The sequence below is a fragment of the Enterobacter cloacae complex sp.6700776 genome (genome assembly GCF_048284255.1).
GTDB lineage: Bacteria > Pseudomonadota > Gammaproteobacteria > Enterobacterales > Enterobacteriaceae > Enterobacter > Enterobacter intestinihominis.
On the sequence record NZ_JBLVYK010000006.1, the window covers coordinates 1 to 19800 of the forward strand.

Sequence of the window (19800 nt, forward strand, 5' to 3'; positions counted from 1 at the left end):
GTATGTTCCCCTCACCCTAACCCTCTCCCCGGAGGGGCGAGGGGATTGCTCAGTGCTCGCATTAATTTGTGGGGAACCCTCAGCCCACAGGGAGAGGGAGAATCTCATTTCGCAATTCCTGCGCTTTAACTTCTCGTTTCTTGATACTTACCCTGATAACTATTATCGTGACCGCGTGTGACGAGAGGTTTCCCCATGAGTGAAGAAGAACTGTTTAGCCGCAGGCCGATGGGCATGCGGATGGCGATGATCGTGCGCCAGTGGCGTGCCGTCATTGACGACGCCATTCTCGATACTGGGTTAACCCAGTCGAGCTGGACGGTGATGATGCAGCTGCATCAGCTCGGGGATAACGTCTCGGTGAGTGAGCTGGCGGAGGTGCAGGGCATTGAACTGCCGCCGCTAATGCGCACCCTGACACAGCTGGAAAAACAGGGTTACCTGCTGCGCACCGTCTCGCCGTATGACAAGCGCATCCGGCTTCTGACGCTGACGCCTGAGGGAAAAGCTGTACTTAACAGGCTCACCCAGGTAATTGAGACGCTTCAGACGCGCGTATCGCAAAACATCGCGCCTGAACATCTCGACATTTTCAGCGCCACCCTGAATCAAATCGCCTGCAATTTGCGGACAATCCGCGAAGAAGATAACAAGACCGAAAAATAATGACTCCTGAACAAAAGTTTGCCCGCTGGGTAAGGGTAAGTATTGCCTCTTTCCTGCTGATGTTTGTCTACTTTATCGTCGCGGATATCTGGATCCCGCTGACGCCGGATTCCACCGTGATGCGCGTGGTGACGCCGGTGTCTGCCCGTGTCTCCGGCTATGTGGCGGCGGTCCATGTCCACAACAATAGCCAGGTGAAGAAAGGCGATCTGCTGTTTGAGCTCGACGACACCCCGTTTCGCAATAAAGTGGAAGCGGCGCAGATCGCGCTTGAGCAGGCTCGCCTTTCCAACGAACAACTGGACGCGCAGATCGCCGCCGCGCAGGCCAGCCTGAAGACCGCCGTGCTGACCGCGCGTAACGACAAAGTGACTTTCGACCGCTACCAGAAACTGAGCACCCTGCAGAACGTGTCGCAGGCGGATCTGGATAAGGTCCGCACTACCTGGCAGAGCAGCGAGCAGTCCGTCAGCTCGATTCAGGCGAATATTCATAACCTGCGCATTCAGCGCGGCGAGCGGAATGAACACCGTAACGTGACGCTGCAAAAATACCGTAACGCGCTGGATGAAGCGGAGCTGAATCTTGGCTGGACGAAGGTCTACGCCGAGGCGGACGGCACGGTGAGTAATCTGCAATTAAGCCCCGGTTTTTACGCCTCGTCCGGTTCGGCAGCGCTGGCGCTGGTGAATACGCAGACGGATATTGTGGCGGATTTCCGCGAGAAGAGCCTGCGTCATACCCACCAGGGGACCGACGCCGCCGTGGTGTTTGACGCCTTTCCGGGACGGGTTTTCCGCGCCCACGTGACCAGCAGTGACGCGGGGATCCTCGCCGGTCAGGAAGCCGTTAACGGTCAACTTTCTGAACCGGAAACCTCTAACCGCTGGGTGCGCGATGCCCAGCGAATGCGCATTCACGTGGCGCTGGACGAAGCCTTACCGAAGTCGCTGCCGACCGGCGCGCGCGCCACCGTGCAGCTCTACAACAGCGAAGGGCCCTTTGCGCGCTTCTTCTCCGGGATGCAAATCCATCTGGTGAGCCTGCTTCACTATGTCTATTAGCACCCTGGCGCGGGTATTTACCCCGCACGGCAACATCGTCTACACGGCAAACGACTTCCGCCAGACCCTGCGCATTGTCTTTGCCGGGATGATTGCGCTCAGTATTTCGAGCTTCTACAACACCAGCTACGGCGTGTTTTTTGTGGTCTACCCGATCATGCTGCTGTCGCTGGTGCCGGTGTTTAACCGCCACGTGGCGAAGCAGTTTGTCTTCAGCGCATCGCTCAACTGCGTCGAAATGGTGATCATCATCGGCTTTCTGTCGCAATGGCCGGTCATTATGACGCTGGTGGTCTTTGCCCTGTACGTGATGCGCTTTCGTTTTATGAGCAAGGGGCCGCTGTTTCTGTTCGGTTCGATGGGCGTGGTGTGCCAGAGCGTAATGCTCAACTTTATGAGCTACCCCACCACCAACTGGCACACGCTTTTGTTCTCCAACATTGAAGCGAGCGTGATGGCGGTGTGTCTGAGCGCGCTGATGAATTACCTGCTGCCGGACGTGGAGCCACGTAAGCCGCCGCCGCTGATAGAGAAAGACGATGCCCGCGTGCGCCACGAGTCGCTGCTCTCCGGCACCGTGGCGACGCTGATTTTCGTGGTATTTCAGATGAGCGACTTAAGCGATTCGCTCTCGGCACTGATGGCGGGCATTCTGATCCTGTTCCCGATGCACTACCGCGGCGCGGTCATGAGCTCCATCTGGCGCGTGGTCGGCGTGGTGCTGGGCTGTCTCTATATCCTCGTCGTTCAGCTTATTCTGTACGATCACAGCAGCCATATGCTGCTGATGATGCCGCTGATCGGCCTCGGGCTGGCATTTGGCGCGCGCCTGCACGTGATGGAGAAGGTCGGGGCCGGGGTGGGATTTTCCAGCATTACCACCATCGGCATTATGTTCGGGCAAAACATGCATCCGGACAGCGATCTGGTGTTCAGCGATCTGTACCGCATCACCTCCGTTACCTTCGCGCTGGTGGTCACGCTGACGATGGTCTTTCTGGTGCACCTGATCCTGAACCGCTTCGAGGCGACGCGCTACGTTATCGCGCCGCCAAAAGCGGATTAATGCCCCAGCACGGCGGGCAACTGAGAAAGTAAAAACAGGATCAGGCCAATCGTTCCGCCTACCAGGGTACCGTTTACGCGAATGAACTGAAGATCTTTACCGATATTGAGTTCTATCTGGCGTGACATATCTTTGGCGTCCCAGCTTTTCACCGTGTCGCTGATATGACGCGTCAGGAACGCAGCAAAATCCGGCGCGACGCGGTGCGCGGCCTGCTCCAGATGCTCGTTCAACGACGCACGCAGGCTGGCATCATTCGACAGCGTCTCACCAAACCACAGCCCGGCGTTGGCGATACGTTGCTTCACGCGGGAATCGTCGCTCTGCATGTCATTTTTCAGCCACTGGCGCAGGTCAGCCCACATTTCACCCAGGTAGCGGTTAAATGCTTCATCATTCTTCAGATAGTGCTTGATATTGTCGGCTTTGGCCGTCATCTCCGGGTCGTTTTTCAGGTTGTCGATAAATTTCAGCGTGGCGCGGTCAAATGCCCGACGGATCTGGTGCGTGCGGTCGTGGCTGATATCATCCAGCAGCGTGTTCACCGCGTTCGACACCATCTCTGCGCTCTGATCGCCCAGCCACTCGGTGGGCAGCACCATCGCCTTGCGCGGATGCTCGGTCTTCAGCCAGTGGACGATCTGGTCAGAGATAAATTCCCGCGTGCTCTCGCGCTGAATCAGGGTAATCAGACGGTTGATGATGGCGTCCAGCAGCACCTGGTGACGGTTGTTTTTGGTCATGCTTTCCAGCATGACGGCGCTGGTCTCGGTTAAATCGACCTTGTCGATAGCCTTATGCACCGCGCGTTTGAGCAGGCGCTGAATGCGCCCGTCGTCAGTTAGCTCAAGAAAACCGCTCATCACCTGCATCAGATGCAGCCCGACGCGCTGGGCGTTGTCGGGCTTGCTGAACCAGGCACCAATCATCTGGGCCGGCTCGTAGCGGCGAATTAATGCGACCAGCGACTGGGTATCCAGAAACTTTTCCTGCACGAACTGGCCAAGATTGTCGCCGATGCGGTCCTTATTGCGCGGGATAATCGCCGTATGGCGCGAGATAACGGGAATTGGCACCCGGCGGAACAGCGCGACAACGGCAAACCAGTCCGCCAGCGCGCCGACCATCGCCGCCTCGGCAATAGCTTTTGCGCCGCGTACCCAGAAGGTTTGCGGCAGGAACAGGGTAGTGATAAAGGCCGCAGCGGCAATCAGCAGCAGCGACAGCGCGAGAAGCTTGGCGCGTTTGAGTTCAGCTATTTTTTCCATGGGGTAAGGATAGAGGCAAGTGAACCAAAAGTGCAAAGCTGGTGAAAGGGGGAGACGTAATCTCTGCCTGAACACACGGCTTTTATATAAAAATTATATACATCAAAATTATCTATTATTAATTTTTCTATATTTTTTGTGCTTGTTTATTTTGGACGTCATGTTTTGTGACCATCGTTGTGATTTTAACGCTCTTATTAGCCATAAGATAAAGGACTATTTATGAAAGGAGACGGTATTGATGACATGGGATTATAAAGTTTCGACGGGGGTATTGAGCCATAATGGTGAGTTTGTTGCTAACTGCTACAGCGGTGCGGGTGAATCGAAAGATAAGCCAGAGTGTGAAAGTCAACGAAACAGAGGCCCCATTCCCAGAGGTATTTATTTTATTGCCGGGTGGAATAATCATAAAAGTGCAGAGGCCATTATTCTTGAGCCTATAGCGGGGACCAATACCTTTGGTAGAGATCATTTTCAAATTCATGGTGATAAAAAAGGCCAGCCGCCAGGCTCTGCATCAGCAGGTTGCATCATTATGAACAGTCAGGACAAACGTCATATGATTTATGAATCGGGTGATACAATACTGGTGGTGCGATAATGAAGTATATTATTGCGCTATTCTTCTTGTGTTTACCGATGGGTTTATTTGCCAAAAACCACACTCCTGAACAGATCTTGCAGATGATAAACGGCAAAGGCGCCATGTCTGTTGTAGCGGAGCTGGATTCAAATGATACGGGTGAGTCGGAATGGTGGAATCATGTCATACCAGAGATAAGTAAAGGAACTCAGGCATGGTTAGCCGTGGCGAGTGCCCTTGAACCCGGAGTGGACGCCAGTACGGCTGAAGATTTAAAGGCGGCGCTTTCTGAAGCCATCCCACATAACCCTGAAGGTGTCCTGGCAATCTTAAATAACAATAAACCGTTACTCACTGTTGAACAAATTTGCGCGTTTGCGAATTTCCCCGAAACGGAGGCTGAGAGTAATAAGCTTTTTGTGGATTCAATCAGGGAGATGTTCAAAATAAAAAGCCCGCCGGGTAAAAGATGTCTCGCCGTTATGATCGCCACTGTTGAACACTCTGTTCCATTCGATAAGGATATGTAAATGGCCATTCCGGGATATATGTCATTAACTGACGATGCGGGCAATAGCATAAAAGGCAGCGTGAAAGTTAAAGGCCGTGAAAACCAGATTGAGGTTTTGGGTCTCTATCATAACGTAAGCTATAATTCTGACCTGCACAACGGCAGAGCATTGAGCAAACGCCAGCATCGTCCCTTTCTTATTGAGAAAGAAATTGATGCCTCCAGCGTTTTTCTCTATAAAGCACTCAGCACGGGCGGTACGCTCAGGAAAGCGACTATCGACCTGTACAGAATCAATGATGCCGGTCAGGAAGAAATCTATTTCACGATAACGCTGGAAGCGGTGAAGGTCGTCACGGTGTTTTCATTAATGCATGACGTGAAAGAGACTTACCATGAAAAACAGGGGCATCTTGAGCTTGTTTTGCTTCGTTATGAAAAGATTACCTGGCATTACCGTGACGGTAACGTTATTCATTCGGATGACTGGGATTATCGGTTAGGGGCTTGATTAACTGGCAACGGGAGACAAATGGTTTCCCGTTGCCAGAGTGTAATAACTTATGTATTTCAATCTGTTAACCGTGTGATTTGTTTTTTGTTAAAAATAGTAAAGTTCAAATTCTTATAGGTTTTCCCTTCACCCCAGTGGTTTGTTGTTGGGCGTACTTTACCGACAACAATAATCTCGTCTTTTGGTTCGAGGTTTTCAAAAAAGGTAGCATCGTTACAAGTTAAACCTGGCGCGAAAAACTCTTTGCTTTTATCCTCGTGCTCCAGTGTGCATACCTCTCCTTTGAGGGCGAAGAAATTATTCCTTTCATTATTAATGTGTTCTCGCGCTTTTTTAACCGTTATAAGAATTGCGACAGGATGAGCGATTTTTGCGGCCTTTTTAAAAAGAATGGGATAACGGTCTTCATCATAGAAAAAGTCATTCCAGCTAATTTTCTTGCCGTTATAATCTATCTTTACCAGGTCAGAGAGTGTTTTCTTATCGCTGCTTTCCTCTATTTTTGCTCTGATTTTGGCAATGCCTGCAGCCGTGTTAAAGTAATCAGCGAGATGCTTTTCTGTTTTCTTATATCGAATTCGCTTGCGTGCTTTCTCTTCCGGATCGGATTCTTCTTCCAATCTTAAAGTGGCTTTTCTTAGAGCGGCACTGGCTTCAATAAGGACATTCATTCGGAAGATAAAACCTGAATCTTGCGCTTCGAGGAGAAGTTTTCCGTCTTCAATATTTTGTGAATGGGCTACAAGCGAAGTAATCGCTGATTTGACGCTGTTTTTGCAATTGAATGCATGTTCCTCATTTTTCTGTAAACGTAAAAACGCTGAAATGTTCTTGCCGTTACGTTTGTGCGCCTTGACCCAGCTGATTTTAGCGGGGCAGAACTCACATATCAGCCCCTCTCTATTACTCTCTTTAATATCTTCTACAGGAATGCGGGAGTGTACATTGCGCTCATCACGCGCGTAAAACATTTTTAATCCTTCGGCCATAATATGCTCCTTATAATTCTTTTTGCACTGGAAGAACAGACTTTGCCAAAATCATTTGACATATTACATTTTTATCGATCCCATATTTTCTTTAAAATTCTCTGCCTGCATCAGTACGCCCAGATAGACCTCGTCGTTTGCTACAGGAGGGAACTTATGTTTATGCAGTAAAAGAATCAACTCAACTTTTAGTTTGGCTTTGATATCATCACGTTTGCTCCAGTCTGGATACTTCGACGTGTTATCAACGACTGCTTTCATCTCTTTTGCCAGCGCCAGCATCCTGTCGTCTTCGTAAGTAAACTGATACTTGTCACGCATGTGTGCCAGGATGTCATAAAACGCTTTCTCTTCGATATCAATCCCCAAATCTGCATAAGTGCCCATTTCGGTTTTAATATCATAGATAATGTCAGTCATTTCCTGACTGAAGTGATCAAACTCTTCACCATTCAGCACGTCGTCTTCCCGGCGCTCGTTATATTTATCCATGATGGACTGGAAGCGACGGGTGAAGTTGATCCCCTGAAGCTGGTTAATTTTTTTAAAGTCGCTGATGGCTTTCTCAAGCAGTTTCTGCAGGAGCTGGATCTTTGTTGCGGGCAGCTTGATCTTATTAATACGCGCCAGATAATCCTCGTCGAAAATATCGATCGATTCCGCTTTCTTATCGCCCAGGAAAAATAGCTCTTCCACGCCATCTGCCTTTAATGCGTCAGAAATCATCTCTCGCACACGGGCGTTCATCTGGGTAACGTCAGGAGCATCACCCTTGGTCAGCTTAAAGACGATGGAACGCACGGCAAGATAGAAATGGATACGATCTCGCTCTGGCTGCGATAGCGCCTCGCTGCCGCAGCAGACATCGTAGGCTGCCTTCAGGCGCTTCACTAGCCCCATAAATCGACGTTCAATTTTCTGGGTACGCAAGACAAATTCTGCCGCCAGATTCAAACATGCCAGCTGAGCCTGAGGCTCTCCTGTGAAGTAAGCGCGGCTGTCGAAATCGTGGAAAACTTGCGACAGAAGGTCGAGATGATTCTTTACCTCAATGACCGACTGCTGAATGTCCTCAAAGTTGGTGGCATCAATGCGGGAATACATCGCCAGTGCCTGGTTCATCTGGCGCTTGATGCCGATATAGTCCACCACCAGGCCTTTGCTTTTTCCTTCCAGCTTGCGGTTAACACGGGATATGGTCTGGATAAGGTTATGTTTTTGCAGCGGCTTATCGATATAGATAGTGTCCAGTTCCGGGACGTCGAAACCGGTGAGCCACATATCGACCACAATAGCGATTTTGAAATTCGACTTTGCATTTTTGAACTGTTTATCCAGTTCTTTACGATACTCTTTGCTGCCCAGCAGGTCGTACAGTTTGGCGTCATCGTCTTTACCTCGCGTCATCACCATCTTGACCATTTCGGACGGTGGCAGCTCTTTCTGCTCCTGCTCGGTAAGCACAACCCCTTCAGGGGCCTGTTTGACCTCAAACCACGCCGGACGACAGTCTTTTAACTGACGATACAAATCCCAGGCAATTTCCCGGCTGGCGCAGACAAACATTGCCTTACCTTTCACCGTTGAGCCTTCAGCGACGCGTTTTTCATAGTGTTTGGCAAAATCTTCCGCCAGCGCCTTCAGGCGATCCTCATCACCGAGGATCGCGTTCATGGTAGCGCTGGCTTTTTTACTTTCATCGATTTGCCACTCATTGGTGCCCGCGTTAGCGCACTCTTCGTAATATTTCTCTACCTCTTCCAGCTTGCTGGCATCCAGGATCACTTTTGCAGCACGGCCTTCATAGACGATGCGTACCGTGATCTCATCCTGAACGGATTCGGTCATGGTGTAGCTGTCCACTACCGCGCCGAAGACATCCAGCGTAGCGTCTACAGGCGTCCCGGTGAAACCGACATAGGTGGCCGCTGGCAGCGAGTCGTGCAGATATTTGGCGAACCCCCAGGTCTTGCGTACCTTGCCGCTCTCTTTATCGACGATCACTTTCTGATCCAGATTGACCTGGCTGCGGTGCGCTTCGTCAGAGATACAAATGACGTTGTTTCGCTCGGAGAGCAATTCGGTGTCTTCAGTAAATTTATGGATGGTGGTCAGGAAGACGCCGCCGCTATTACGACCGGCAAGCTTTTCTCGCAGATCGTCGCGGCTGGTGACTGGCTCCACGGTATCGTCACCGATATAATTTTTGGCATTACACATCTGCGTGGAGAGCTGATCGTCCAAATCGGTACGGTCAGTGATCAGCACGATGGTCGGGCTGGCAAACTCGACGCTTTTCATCAGGAGACGTGTTAAGAACTGCATGGTGTAGCTCTTACCGCAGCCCGTGGCGCCAAAGTAGGTGCCGCCTTTACCGTTACCGTAAGGTTTACGCGCTCGCTCAATGCTGTAGTAGAGCTTGCGCGCGGCATAGTACTGCGGATAGCGGCAGCAGATTTTCACTTCGTGTTTGGCTTTATCCGGGAAGCAGATAAAGTTTTTAATCACATCCAGCAGGCGTACCGGGTGAAATAGTCCCTGAATCATTGAGTGTAGGGAAGGAATGCCATCCTGCTCTCGGTTTTCATTACCAGTGACTTTGCGCCAGGAGTAGAAATACTCATACGGCGCGAACAGGTTGCCCATGCGGTTATTCACGCCATCGCTGATGATGCACAGCGCGTTATAGATAAACAGCTGCGGAATATCGCGACGATAGCGGGTGCATAGCTGCTTATACGCATCACCAATATTGACTTCCTGCTCTCGCACCGCGCTTTTAAATTCAAACACCACTAACGGTAGGCCGTTGATATACAGGATGGCATCCGGAATGCGCGGCTGGTTTTCTTTGCCGGTGATGGTCAGCTGATTAACGATCTTAATGCGGTTCAACGGCTGGATAAGATAGCTTGCAGGCGTTTCAGCCGCCTGTTGCAGTGGTACCTCTTCGCTATCGAATAGCTTACGCAGCGCGGCGGGCAGGTGCCGGGTATCGAGCAGTTCGATATAGAGATCTTTCTGCTGACGATCGTCGCGTTTAAACAGGAAGCCATTAGCCAGCCAGGTGCAAAAGATCTTATTGCTTTCGTAGAGATCGGAAGCGGGCAGGGTGGTCAACTGTTTAATCAGCCGCTGGATTTCGTCTTCCGTAATACCGTCAGCCTGATAGCGGGATGCGAGATAGTGGTGAAGATCGTCTTCAATTATCACCTGATCGAGGCTGGAACGCGGCACATTGTCGCCTGTCAGGTGCTGGTAACCCTGCTCCTGTAGCAGTTCAATTATTGCTTGTTCTAACTTCGTTTCACTGAATGAGAGATGCATATCCCGCTCCGGCCCTGGCTGGTTTTCTGGTAAGGATTCCTGTAATAAGAGAAAACCTTACCAGAAAGCCCCTGATTTTACAGGGGCAAAAATGCGTTATGCGGCTTCTGTTTGTTTGATGAGGTCGGGGAGATCCTCCAGGGGCAGCTCGCCGGAGATGAGTTTGGGGAGCAGAGTGTCGCGGAGGGCGGTTAGAAAGTCGTTTTGAACTAATGAATTATTCATCAGGTATCTAAAATTGCTTGTTAACTCATCAAACCTCTGAACGATCTCCTCTGATGGGATTATTAAAGGTAAAGAGCATATATCATCAGGCTTAATTGCCGGATATGCGCCGCCATCTGCAATTCTTGCCAGTTCTTCAACGTTTTTGTCGTAGGTAACAAAATAATAAATGAAATTTTTATAAATTGTATTTTTCGCTCTGATCACAGCGAAACCAGTACTACCAGTTAAACCATCAATATGTACATATGCAAACGATCTATTTGCAGGTCTAACAAGACCAAAGATTAGATCGTCTTTTTTTAATATTCTTCTTGCTCGGCTTGGCGCTTCTTTAAATGATATTTTATCAATGGAGCTGATTATTCCATCTTTTGCATTAGAAAGATCTACATAATTAACATAATTAGGCTGATTCTTGGTTCCCCATGACGTGGGATTTATAAAAGCTATATCAGGAAGTGATCCATCTTTCCACCCCATAGGAACCCAGCCCGACTCTGCTTCTTCAAATTCAGCCGGGAATAGTGCACGAATATCCGCCGGAAGTGGTTTGAAATCTGCACTTTTGCGTACTTTTTGACGCATTTCGGCGCGAGATTGCAGCGCTTCCGGGATTGGGTTTCCCGCATCCAGCGCGTTATCAATCACCGGGTCGAAATCCACAAACCAAGATTTAAACACGGTTTGGGACATTTGTTCCAGGGTTTGGTTGATTTGCTTGCCAAGCGTGACTCTTTTCTCTAATTGATATAGCTGGGCAGCCACTTTTTGTTGTATCTCCAGAGAAATAGGTACTTTAACTTTGGCTTTATGCAGATGATTCCTGTTTATCCCTGGTACTGCGGCTTTATCTGTATAGTCTGCATATGATATTGTTTGAAGAAGATAGTACACAAATAACGGATCGTTCCCCTTAAAATCAACAACATAAAGTGTTGTATTTAAAGGCCAAAAGTCTTCTTCAGAATAGAAAACCTCACCGATTGTTCCGTATCGACCTGTTACTACCCCTGGCCCCTTAACCATTGGTTTGTCATTGTAATCAGTAAAACCCGATGAGGAAATTATTGGGATGCTGCCTTCGTTTCGAGCGCTTTTAGGAAGATCGTAACCACGTTTAAGCTCAATAAAAACGCCTAATTCACATTCTGTCCACTTATTCCCCATAACCCAACACCTCCAGGTTCTGACGAATCGCTCTATCCAGCTCTTCCGCCTGCTTCATCTGCTCAAACAACGTCTGCGACAACTCGCGCATTTTGGTTTCAAACGCCACGCCGTCATCTTTCTGCTCGGCGGCACCGACGTAGCGGCCCGGTGTCAGCACATAGTCATTAGCCTTGATCTCTTCAATGTTGGCAACCTTGCAGAACCCGGCCTGGTCTTCGTACTGCTCCAGCTTGCTGTCACCACGCTTAACACGCTCGGCCAGCTCTTCCGGCGTGCTGCGCCACGCATGGTAAGTATCTGCGATGGTGGCGATATCATCCGCCGTGAGTTCTTTGGTGGTGCGGTTCATCATGGTGCCGAGATTACGCGCATCAATAAACAGCGTTTCACCCTGACGGTTGCGGTAGCCTTTGGCGGGGTCGTCCGCCTTCGATTTGGTCATAAACCACAGGCAGACCGGGATCTGGGTGGTGTAGAACAGCTGGCCGGGCAGGGCGATCATGCAGTCGATCAGATCGTTTTCGATCATCTGCGCGCGGATCTCGCCTTCGCCGCTGGTGTTGGAGCTCATCGAACCGTTCGCCAGCACAAAACCGGCGGTGCCGTTGGCCGACAGCTTGGAGAGCATATGCAAAATCCAGCCGTAGTTGGCGTTACCGGTTGGTGGCGTGCGGTAGCCTGCAAAGCGCGGATCGTTGGTCAGCTCGGCGTCGTTACGCCAGTCTTTCAGGTTAAACGGCGGGTTTGCCAGAATGTAGTCGGCTTTTAAATCCGGGTGCTGATCGCTGAAGAAGGTATCCGCAGGACGTTCGCCAAGGTTGGCGGACAGGCCGCGAATCGCGAGGTTCATCTTCGCCAGCTTAAAGGTAGTGGCTGTCAGTTCCTGACCGTACAGGGCGATATCGCGGCTTTTCCCCTGGTGGCTTTCAACGAACTTCACCGACTGGACAAACATCCCCGCCGAGCCGCAGCACGGGTCATAGATTTTGCCCTGGAACGGTTCGAGCATTTCGGTCAGCAGCGTCACCACGCATTTTGGCGTATAGAACTCACCGCCGCCTTTGCCTTCGGTGGCGGCAAACTTGCCAAGGAAGTATTCGTACACGCGGCCGACCAGGTCTTCTTTCGACAGCGCTTCAACGTCGGTTTCGTGCGCCAGCGTTTCGATGTTGTCGATGGTGTCGATCAGCGATGCCAGCTTCTTGGTCTCCAGATCCTGACGGCTGAAGTAGTTATCTGGCAGCGCGCCTTTCAGCGTCGGGTTGTTCTTCTCAATGGTGGAGAGGGCGGTATCAATCAGAACGGCGATGTTGCCTTGCTTGGCATTATTTTTGATAAATGACCAGCGGGCCTCTTCCGGCAAATAAAAGATGTTGTCCTGCTGATAGAACACTTCCATATCAACAAACATTTTTTGCTCTTCATCGGCGAGCATTTTCTTACGATGAGACTCAAATTTATCGCTAATAAATTTCAGGAACACGAGGCTCAGTACCACGTGCTTGTACTCGGAGGATTCAACGCTACCGCGAAGCTGGTTCGCGGTATCCCATAATGTGTCTTCAAAGCCTTTCTTTGCTTTGGCTTTTTTTGTTGGTGCTTTGGCCATGATGAACTCATTCAGGAAAAATTTGGCGTCTATTGTAGCGATTAAGACGTTAAATTTCGCCTTTTAATCCCTCTTCCAGCTCATCAAAAAGCTGTAAATCCACATCCAGCAGCTCGACCGCGTTGCTACGTCGGATGCCGACATTATTCTCAATCAGCAGTTCTAGCAGTCGGTCACCATCTATCAGGGTAATAGGAGCCGCACCGGGATGCAGAGCCGCTTTTTCACAGTTCCCGGCAAAACGACCCGTGGTGATGAGCGTGCCCCGAATCGCGCTGTGATAAGGCAACGCCCCACGTAACTGATCGATAACAGGGCGGGTAATATTGCTCTGCATACGCTTAACCTGCACCACTTCCGTGATGGTGGTAATGCCCACCTGTACTCTGCCGACAACGTCGACGCCCTTATCGCCCGACGCTTTGGTCACTTCCACCTGTTCATAACCCATTGCCTCCAGAAGTTGACCAATCAAATGCTCAAACTTATAGGGATTCATGGTGCTGATTTGTTCGCGAAGCTGCTCTTTTTGCTGCTGGTTATAGCGCTTAACCGCGTCCAGAAGTTCTTTTCGTGGGTCGGCTTTTCGGGCCGGTAACGCATTCGCTAGCCATGCCCGGCCTTTATCGGTGATGTAGTAACTCATCCCTTCACGGGCGACCATATCGCGATCGATCAGGTTGTAGAGGCGCGAGTAGAGCGTGCTTTTGATAGAACTGGTAGAAGCGAATTTTGAATGCTGGTGTAAAAAAGCCTGCCATTCCGGGAGTAAGTCAGCACGACGGGACATTTCACGTCCTGCAAGCAGTTCAAGGAGTTGCAGTAACCCTTCTTTATCGTCGAGCGCGCGTAACGTGGCATCGTCATTATTCAGGAATTGCTGCCCGCGCTGGGTAGGGACCCAGGTATCTTTCGGCGTCGTTTCCATCAGCTCGAAGACAGAAGAGTTAAGAAACAAATAGCTACCGTAGCTATGGCGCGGATTGAGGATGTGGCTATCCTGATTCCATATTCGCAGCGCGATCTCAGCGTCTTCGCCTTTCAGGCGTTCGTTGATCCACATATCTGGTTCGGACCAGTCGACCGGGTTTTGCGGCGTGCCGGTTTGTTCCTGAATCGCACTGATCATGTTACGTACCGAATTCACTGAATAGCCGGAGACGGCTTTCATCATTGCCTGAACCTGCGCATAGGTTGGAAAAAGTGGCGTAATGACTTTGTAATTTTTCACGTTGTTCCCTTAACGATTGCTGTGGCGTTAGCTTGCCACGTCAGGGAAGAAATACTAATAGCTAAGTCACTTATTTTGTAAGGTAATAAAGGCGTTGCTTTCTATAGGGGCAACACACTATTTACCAGCAGCCGCCACAGCACCCACCCACCAAACCCCATCAGCACCACGCCCGCCGTGCGCTCAATCCACCACAGCGAACGGCTAAGCTTCTGTTGCGCCGCCGATAGCCCCATCATCGACACCAGTGCCAGATCCCACACCAGCACCACCGTCACCATCCAGACGCCGCACGTTGTTTGCTGGAGCAGCGTGACGTCCGGCCCGAGTAACGCCGTCATCAGCGCCAGGTAGAACAGCGCATTTTTCGGATTTAACAGCGCCGACCCCAGCCCCAGCAGGATCTGCTTCATCAGAGAAGGACACCGCTGTCGGGTTTCAGCAAGCGCCAGCGCCTGCGGTTGGCTGCGCACCAGATGCGAGCCGATCCACAGCAGATACAGTGCCCCGCAAAGCTCTATCAGCGTAAACAGCCAGGCAAACTGGCGCAGTGCGCTCCAGCCGATAATCACCAGTAAGATATACAGCCCGTTACCCGCGGCGATACCGAAGCACAACCCGGCGCTGCCGCGCAGTCGGTAGCGGGCGGCGTAGCCCATCAGCAGGAAAAAATCCGGGCCCGGGCTTAACAGGGCAACAAAATGCGCCAGCGCCAGGGCGAGAAAAGCGGAAGGGAAGAACAGTTCCATAGCGACCTCAGAATGCAAAACTGGGGCCAGATTACGGAAACACAGAACTTATTTATTGTCTGATATTGATCGGCCCGTAGCGTACTGGCGCGGTGTGGCGGCGGTGTAGCGCACAAAGGTCTTATGAAAATGGCTCTGGTCGGCAAACCCGCTCTGGTAGCCGACATCGGCGATATCATCCCCGGCACGCAGCCGCGCTTTGGCGTACTCTACGCGGAAGATATTGAGGAAGCTGCCAGGCGTCAGGCCCGTGTCCTTCTTGAAGGTACGGATCAGCGTCTCCTTTCGCAGCGAGAATCGTTGCGCAAGTGCGTCGAGGGAAGGCGGGCTGGAAAGACTGGAAAGAAATGCCTGCTGAACCTGCTGGCTGGTTGATCCAGGTTTTTCTGCCTCATCCATGCAATGGGGAAGGGCAGTAAGCAGCCTGTCCACGGACGCAGGGGACATCATCTCAACAACTTCCCGGTAATACATAAACAGCGTAGCGTTGCGAATCACCTGAACCGCAAGGGGAAGGTCCGTATCGATATAAAGCATATGATAACTGCGCGGCTGCCCGGCAACAGGGTTGCAGCTGTGTGGGACATAAGCCGGGATCACAATCAGGTCCCCGGGCTGGAGGATGTATTCTCTGCCATTACACACGCAGCATGTCTGGCCTTCCATAATTGCGCCGATGGAGAGCTGAGGGTGGCAATGGCGTTTGTACGCCTGCATGCTCTGCCACGTGCTGCGTAGTTCAAGGCCCGAGGCGCGGTGAAAGGTCTGACGGATGTGGCGGGTATCGGTCATAGCAACTCCTTCTGAAAGTTTTTTATACCACGCCAGCCACGGTATGGCATCGCTTTACTCAGAACCTTCCGGATATACCCAACTTTACGTCCATAGCCAGTCATGTTGACTACCCTTAATACCCTAAGCGGTAAAACATGGAGATTCGATATGGCTTATCAGACAGTAAATCCTGCCACTAACCAGCTCATCAAAGAATATCCCTCCCACACTGACGCAGATGTTGAAGCGGCGCTGAAGGCAGCCGATGCGCTCTATCACTCCGACTGGGCGAAAGGCGACATAAGCCAGCGCCTGCCGGTACTGCATAAGCTGGCGGACCTGATCGACGAACGCGTGGAGGAGCTGGCGAAAATCGCCAGCCAGGAGATGGGTAAGCTCATCGAACAGAGCCGCGGCGAGGTGAAGCTGTGCGCGCAAATCGCCCGCTACTATGCGGACAACGCGAAGCAGTTCCTGGCCCCGGTGAAGTATGACTCTGAACTCGGGGAAGCATGGGTTGAACATCACCCCATCGGCGTGCTGATGGCCGTCGAACCATGGAACTTCCCGTACTATCAGCTGATGCGCGTTCTGGCGCCAAACCTGGCGGCGGGTAACCCTGTCATCGCTAAACACGCCAGCATTGTGCCGCACTGTGCGGAAACCTTCGCCCATCTGGTGCGTGAGGCGGGCGCGCCGGAAGGGGCGTGGACCAACCTGTTTATCTCGTCCGATCAGGTGGCGAACATAATCGCTGACGATCGCGTACAGGGCGCGGCGCTAACCGGTTCAGAAAAAGCGGGCAGCGTGGTAGCGGCCCAGGCGGCGAAGCACATTAAGAAATCCACGCTGGAACTTGGCGGTAACGACGTATTCGTGGTGCTCGACGATGCGGACCTGGATAAAACGGTGAAGATCGGCGTTAACGCGCGGCTCAACAACGCCGGGCAGGTCTGTACCGCGGCGAAGCGCTTTATCCTGCATGAAAAGATTGCCGATGCCTTCCTGAGCAAATTCACCGAGGCATTTAAGCAGGTGAAGATTGGCGATCCGCTGGACGAAAGCACCACGCTGGGGCCGCTGTCCTCTAAAGACGCGCTCGACACGTTGACCAAACAGGTTAACGAGGCGGTGAAAAACGGCGCTACGCTGCACTATGGCGGCAAACCTGTGCAGCGAGACGGGAGCTTCTTTGAGCCGACCATCCTGACCAACATCTCACGCGACAACCCGGCGTACTTCGAAGAGTTCTTTGGCCCGGTAGCGCAGATTTACGTGGTGAAAAACGACGACGAGGCGGTCGCGCTGGCGAACGACTCCCACTACGGCCTGGGCGGAGCGGTGTTCAGCCAGGATATTGAGCGCGCGAAGAAGATGGCATCGCGTATTGAGACCGGGATGGTGTACATCAACTGGCTCACCGATACGGCGGCAGAACTGCCGTTCGGCGGCGTAAAACGTTCGGGTTACGGACGCGAGCTGTCGGACCTGGGGATCAAAGAGTTTGTGAACCAGAAGCTGGTGGTCGTTCGCAAGTAATGTCGGACATAAAAAAACCTGCCATCCGGCAGGTTTTTTTATTAACAGTCTCATCGCCTTTTTTGCCGGGTGGCGCTGCGCTTACCCGGCCTACAAGGTGCAATAATATTCATAAATTGCACCCTTCATTGTAGGCCCGTGCAAGCGTAGCGCCGCCGGGCGAAACGGGCAAACAGGCTTAGAAGGACACGCCACCGCCAACATATGCGCCGTCAATCAGCGTGTGGTTAGGACGACCGTCTTTACCATCAACGCTCACGTGACGATAACCCACCTTCAGCGTCACCGGCTTCACTGGCGTCCAGCTTACGCCACCGTTCGCTTCAACGTAGTTTTTCACGCTGTTGTTCAGGCCGTCTGGCGCAACGTAGCCTTCACCGAATACCCTGATGCTGTCGGTCAGGGCAACGTTCACACCGCCGCCGACCGGGAACGCCACGCCGTTATCGCCTTTTTTCGGGCCAACGTAGAGGGCCTTAGCGCCTGCGTTCAGCATCACCGGGCCGACTTCAAAGTTGTAGCCTGCACCTACGCCACCGGTTGTGGTGCCGTCATCGGTGTTTTTCAGCCAGCTACCTTCGGTGTACAGACCGGAGGTTGATTTCCCCATTTCCACATTCAGGTTGGTAAAGTTTTTACCCTGCTCAATGCTGCCGCCCATGGCCAGTGCGGAGCCCGATACGGCAGTCAGAGCGGAAAGAAGGAGAACGTTGAGCTTTTTCATGAGTTTTTCCTCGTCATCAAATTAATCTGAGGGCACCTTAACAAGAGCTGTTTATCTCTGCAAATGCGATGTTTGTCACGTTTTTATGCTGATTTTGTTTGGTTTTTGAATTTTAAATGTTGTTCGAATGTTGACCCGGCAAGGAGTCAATACGTAATGCATTCGCGTTTAGGAAGGGTTCAGGATTCTCATTAAACGTACGCTGAACGGGTCGGAAAAATTAGTTCAGGATGAATTAATTGAGTTTCTAATAATTTCCAAAAGTGTTTCAGTTGTCACAGATAAAGACACAGGTTTACATTTCTGGAGGTGGCTATACGCCCCGTCGTGCCGAACCGCTTTCACCATGTCATTTTTCTGACACGTTTCTTCATTACGTTGTTGGCTTCACTTACTGGGTGCTAACACTATGAAAAGAAAAATCATTCCTGTGCTAATTGGTTGTGCGCTCTCTTTCTCTGGCCTGGCGGCACAGCCAACCGCGGAGCGTTACGTCGTCAGTTTTCCCGAAGGCGCGCATGTCAAATACAGCGGTGCGTTTGCCAGCGCGTTTCCGAACGGGCTGCCTGTGGGGATTGGCTCTGGCCTGCTGTTTATGGGCAAGCAGGGCGACGCCTTGACGTTTATGACCGTGACCGATCGCGGTCCTAACGCGGATTCGCCAAAAATGGGGAAAAATGACGCTAAAATCTTTGTTACCCCGGATTTCGCCCCGCAGCTAATGACGATCCGCGTGCAAAACGGTAAAGCGGAGGCCGTGGACGCGCGTCCTTTGCATGACGATAAAGGCGAAATCAACGGTCTGCCGCTGCAAAGTGGCGTGATTGGTTCCACCAATGAAATCGCGCTAAGCGACACCTTAAAAGTGCTGAAAGGCGATAACCGCGGGCTGGATACGGAAGGCATCACGCCGGACGGGAAGGGCGGCTACTGGCTGTGCGATGAGTATGGCCCGTTCCTGATTAATATTGACAGTAAAGGGAAAATCCTCGCGATCCACGGCCCACAGGCGGCGGAAGGGGAGAAATCCATCGCCGGCGGTCTGCCAAATGTTATCAAATGGCGCCAGGCAAACCGGGGATTTGAAGGCCTGACCCGCATGCCGGACGGACGTATTATCGCCGCTGTCCAGAGTACGTTGGATATCGACGGGAAAAGCAAAAAGCAGGCGCTGTTTACGCGACTGGTCAGCTTCGATCCGGCGACCGGAAAAACCGCGATGTACGGCTACCCTGTCGACAGCGCGGCCTACAGCAAAAACAGCGACGCCAAAATCGGCGATATCGTGGCGCTGGATAACTACACTATCCTGCTGATTGAACAGGGCGAAGATAAAAACGACGCAATGCGTAACCTCATCTACAGGGTGGATCTGAGCAAGGCGAGCGATCTGGCCGCCTTCGACAAGCCGGGCGAATACCCGGAGTTTGACGATGAGAAAACGCTGGCGCAGCGCGGCATTACACTTGCGGAAAAAACGCAGGTGGTCGATCTGCGTGCGCTGGGCTGGCAGCAGGAAAAGGCCGAAGGGCTGGCGCTGATTGACGACAAAACGCTGGCGGTGGCGAACGATAACGACTTTGGCGTGAAGGTGGCGATGCACAACCCGGCCGAGGGCAAGAAGCTCAAGGATTATCGGGTGAACGCGGAAGGCAAGCTGACGCTGGATGACAAAGCGGTTGAAACTACCCTCAGCGTCAAGCCGCTGAAGAAGCCGGATTCCGACAGCGAGCTGTGGATTGTGACGCTGCCGGAGGCGTTGAAATAATATTGGACTTTACCCCT

Annotated in this window: 17 protein-coding genes; 8 read left to right on the forward strand and 9 right to left on the reverse strand. The window is 51.8% G+C overall.

What is annotated here, in order from left to right; translation table 11 throughout:
* Positions 1-195: 195 nt before the first annotated feature.
* From ACNQ0T_RS11195 to ACNQ0T_RS11205, 3 genes are read left to right on the forward strand one after another with little or no spacing between them, the layout of a single operon-like run.
* Positions 196-666 (forward strand): MarR family winged helix-turn-helix transcriptional regulator, encoded by a 471-nt coding sequence (locus ACNQ0T_RS11195; protein ID WP_022646938.1) that lies wholly within the window; start codon positions 196-198, stop codon positions 664-666.
* Complete coding sequence (locus ACNQ0T_RS11200; protein WP_088581776.1) at positions 663-1730, forward strand: HlyD family secretion protein; 1068 nt, start codon at positions 663-665, stop codon at positions 1728-1730. Before ACNQ0T_RS11195 ends, ACNQ0T_RS11200 begins: the two co-directional genes overlap by 4 nt.
* Complete coding sequence (locus ACNQ0T_RS11205) at positions 1720-2796, forward strand: DUF2955 domain-containing protein (RefSeq protein WP_126502853.1); 1077 nt, start codon at positions 1720-1722, stop codon at positions 2794-2796. Before ACNQ0T_RS11200 ends, ACNQ0T_RS11205 begins: the two co-directional genes overlap by 11 nt.
* Here the strand turns inward: ACNQ0T_RS11205 and ACNQ0T_RS11210 are convergent.
* Entirely contained in the window at positions 2793-4064 is a 1272-nt protein-coding gene (locus ACNQ0T_RS11210) for a DUF445 domain-containing protein (RefSeq protein ID WP_171932810.1), read from the reverse strand. The two genes, ACNQ0T_RS11205 and ACNQ0T_RS11210, sit on opposite strands and share 4 nt — an antisense overlap.
* Before the next feature lie 241 nt (positions 4065-4305).
* Here ACNQ0T_RS11210 and ACNQ0T_RS11215 point away from each other — a divergent pair, with 241 nt between their 5' ends.
* The 3 genes from ACNQ0T_RS11215 to tssD are packed head-to-tail and all read left to right on the forward strand — an operon-like array spanning position 4306 to position 5672.
* Positions 4306-4668: a tlde1 domain-containing protein gene (locus ACNQ0T_RS11215; protein WP_045621199.1), complete on the forward strand. Its 363-nt coding sequence runs from the start codon at positions 4306-4308 to the stop codon at positions 4666-4668.
* Positions 4668-5180, forward strand: a complete 513-nt coding sequence (locus tag ACNQ0T_RS11220; protein ID WP_045621201.1) for a hypothetical protein — start codon at positions 4668-4670, stop codon at positions 5178-5180. Before ACNQ0T_RS11215 ends, ACNQ0T_RS11220 begins: the two co-directional genes overlap by 1 nt.
* Positions 5181-5672 carry a type VI secretion system tube protein TssD gene (gene tssD / locus ACNQ0T_RS11225; protein WP_045621202.1) on the forward strand — a complete coding sequence of 164 codons (492 nt, stop codon included), beginning with the start codon at positions 5181-5183 and terminating at the stop codon, positions 5670-5672.
* Positions 5673-5731: 59 nt separating this feature from the next.
* Here the strand turns inward: tssD and ACNQ0T_RS11230 are convergent, their stop codons facing one another.
* From ACNQ0T_RS11230 to ACNQ0T_RS11260, 7 genes are all read right to left on the reverse strand, one after another.
* Entirely contained in the window at positions 5732-6664 is a 933-nt protein-coding gene (locus ACNQ0T_RS11230) for a hypothetical protein (RefSeq protein WP_045621204.1), read from the reverse strand.
* Between the two features lie 63 nt (positions 6665-6727).
* On the reverse strand, positions 6728-9991 hold the full coding sequence (locus ACNQ0T_RS11235) for a type I restriction endonuclease subunit R (RefSeq protein ID WP_417930037.1): 3264 nt from the start codon (positions 9989-9991) through the stop codon (positions 6728-6730).
* Between the two features lie 96 nt (positions 9992-10087).
* Complete coding sequence (locus tag ACNQ0T_RS11240; RefSeq protein WP_045621207.1) at positions 10088-11386, reverse strand: restriction endonuclease subunit S; 1299 nt, start codon at positions 11384-11386, stop codon at positions 10088-10090.
* Complete coding sequence (locus ACNQ0T_RS11245; RefSeq protein WP_045621209.1) at positions 11376-12998, reverse strand: type I restriction-modification system subunit M; 1623 nt, start codon at positions 12996-12998, stop codon at positions 11376-11378. The genes ACNQ0T_RS11240 and ACNQ0T_RS11245 overlap by 11 nt, the downstream gene beginning before the upstream one ends.
* Before the next feature lie 49 nt (positions 12999-13047).
* On the reverse strand, positions 13048-14229 hold the full coding sequence (locus ACNQ0T_RS11250; RefSeq protein ID WP_045621211.1) for a restriction endonuclease: 1182 nt from the start codon (positions 14227-14229) through the stop codon (positions 13048-13050).
* A gap of 101 nt (positions 14230-14330) precedes the next feature.
* Positions 14331-14978 carry a LysE family translocator gene (locus ACNQ0T_RS11255; protein ID WP_045621212.1) on the reverse strand — a complete coding sequence of 216 codons (648 nt, stop codon included), beginning with the start codon at positions 14976-14978 and terminating at the stop codon, positions 14331-14333.
* 48 nt (positions 14979-15026) lie between these two features.
* Positions 15027-15770, reverse strand: coding sequence for a helix-turn-helix domain-containing protein (locus tag ACNQ0T_RS11260; protein WP_417930040.1), 744 nt, complete (start codon positions 15768-15770; stop codon positions 15027-15029).
* 150 nt (positions 15771-15920) lie between these two features.
* Between ACNQ0T_RS11260 and ACNQ0T_RS11265 the strand changes: the two genes are divergently transcribed.
* Positions 15921-17291 carry an NAD-dependent succinate-semialdehyde dehydrogenase gene (locus ACNQ0T_RS11265; RefSeq protein WP_317578771.1) on the forward strand — a complete coding sequence of 457 codons (1371 nt, stop codon included), beginning with the start codon at positions 15921-15923 and terminating at the stop codon, positions 17289-17291.
* A 178-nt stretch (positions 17292-17469) separates the two neighbouring features.
* On the opposite strand, the gene ACNQ0T_RS11270 is transcribed toward ACNQ0T_RS11265, so the two are convergent.
* Entirely contained in the window at positions 17470-18015 is a 546-nt protein-coding gene (locus tag ACNQ0T_RS11270; protein ID WP_023299248.1) for a YfaZ family outer membrane protein, read from the reverse strand.
* A 409-nt stretch (positions 18016-18424) separates the two neighbouring features.
* On the opposite strand from ACNQ0T_RS11270, the gene ACNQ0T_RS11275 reads away from it, so the two are divergent.
* Positions 18425-19783 (forward strand): esterase-like activity of phytase family protein, encoded by a 1359-nt coding sequence (locus tag ACNQ0T_RS11275; RefSeq protein WP_417930042.1) that lies wholly within the window; start codon positions 18425-18427, stop codon positions 19781-19783.
* The last annotated feature ends 17 nt before the right edge of the window (positions 19784-19800 follow it).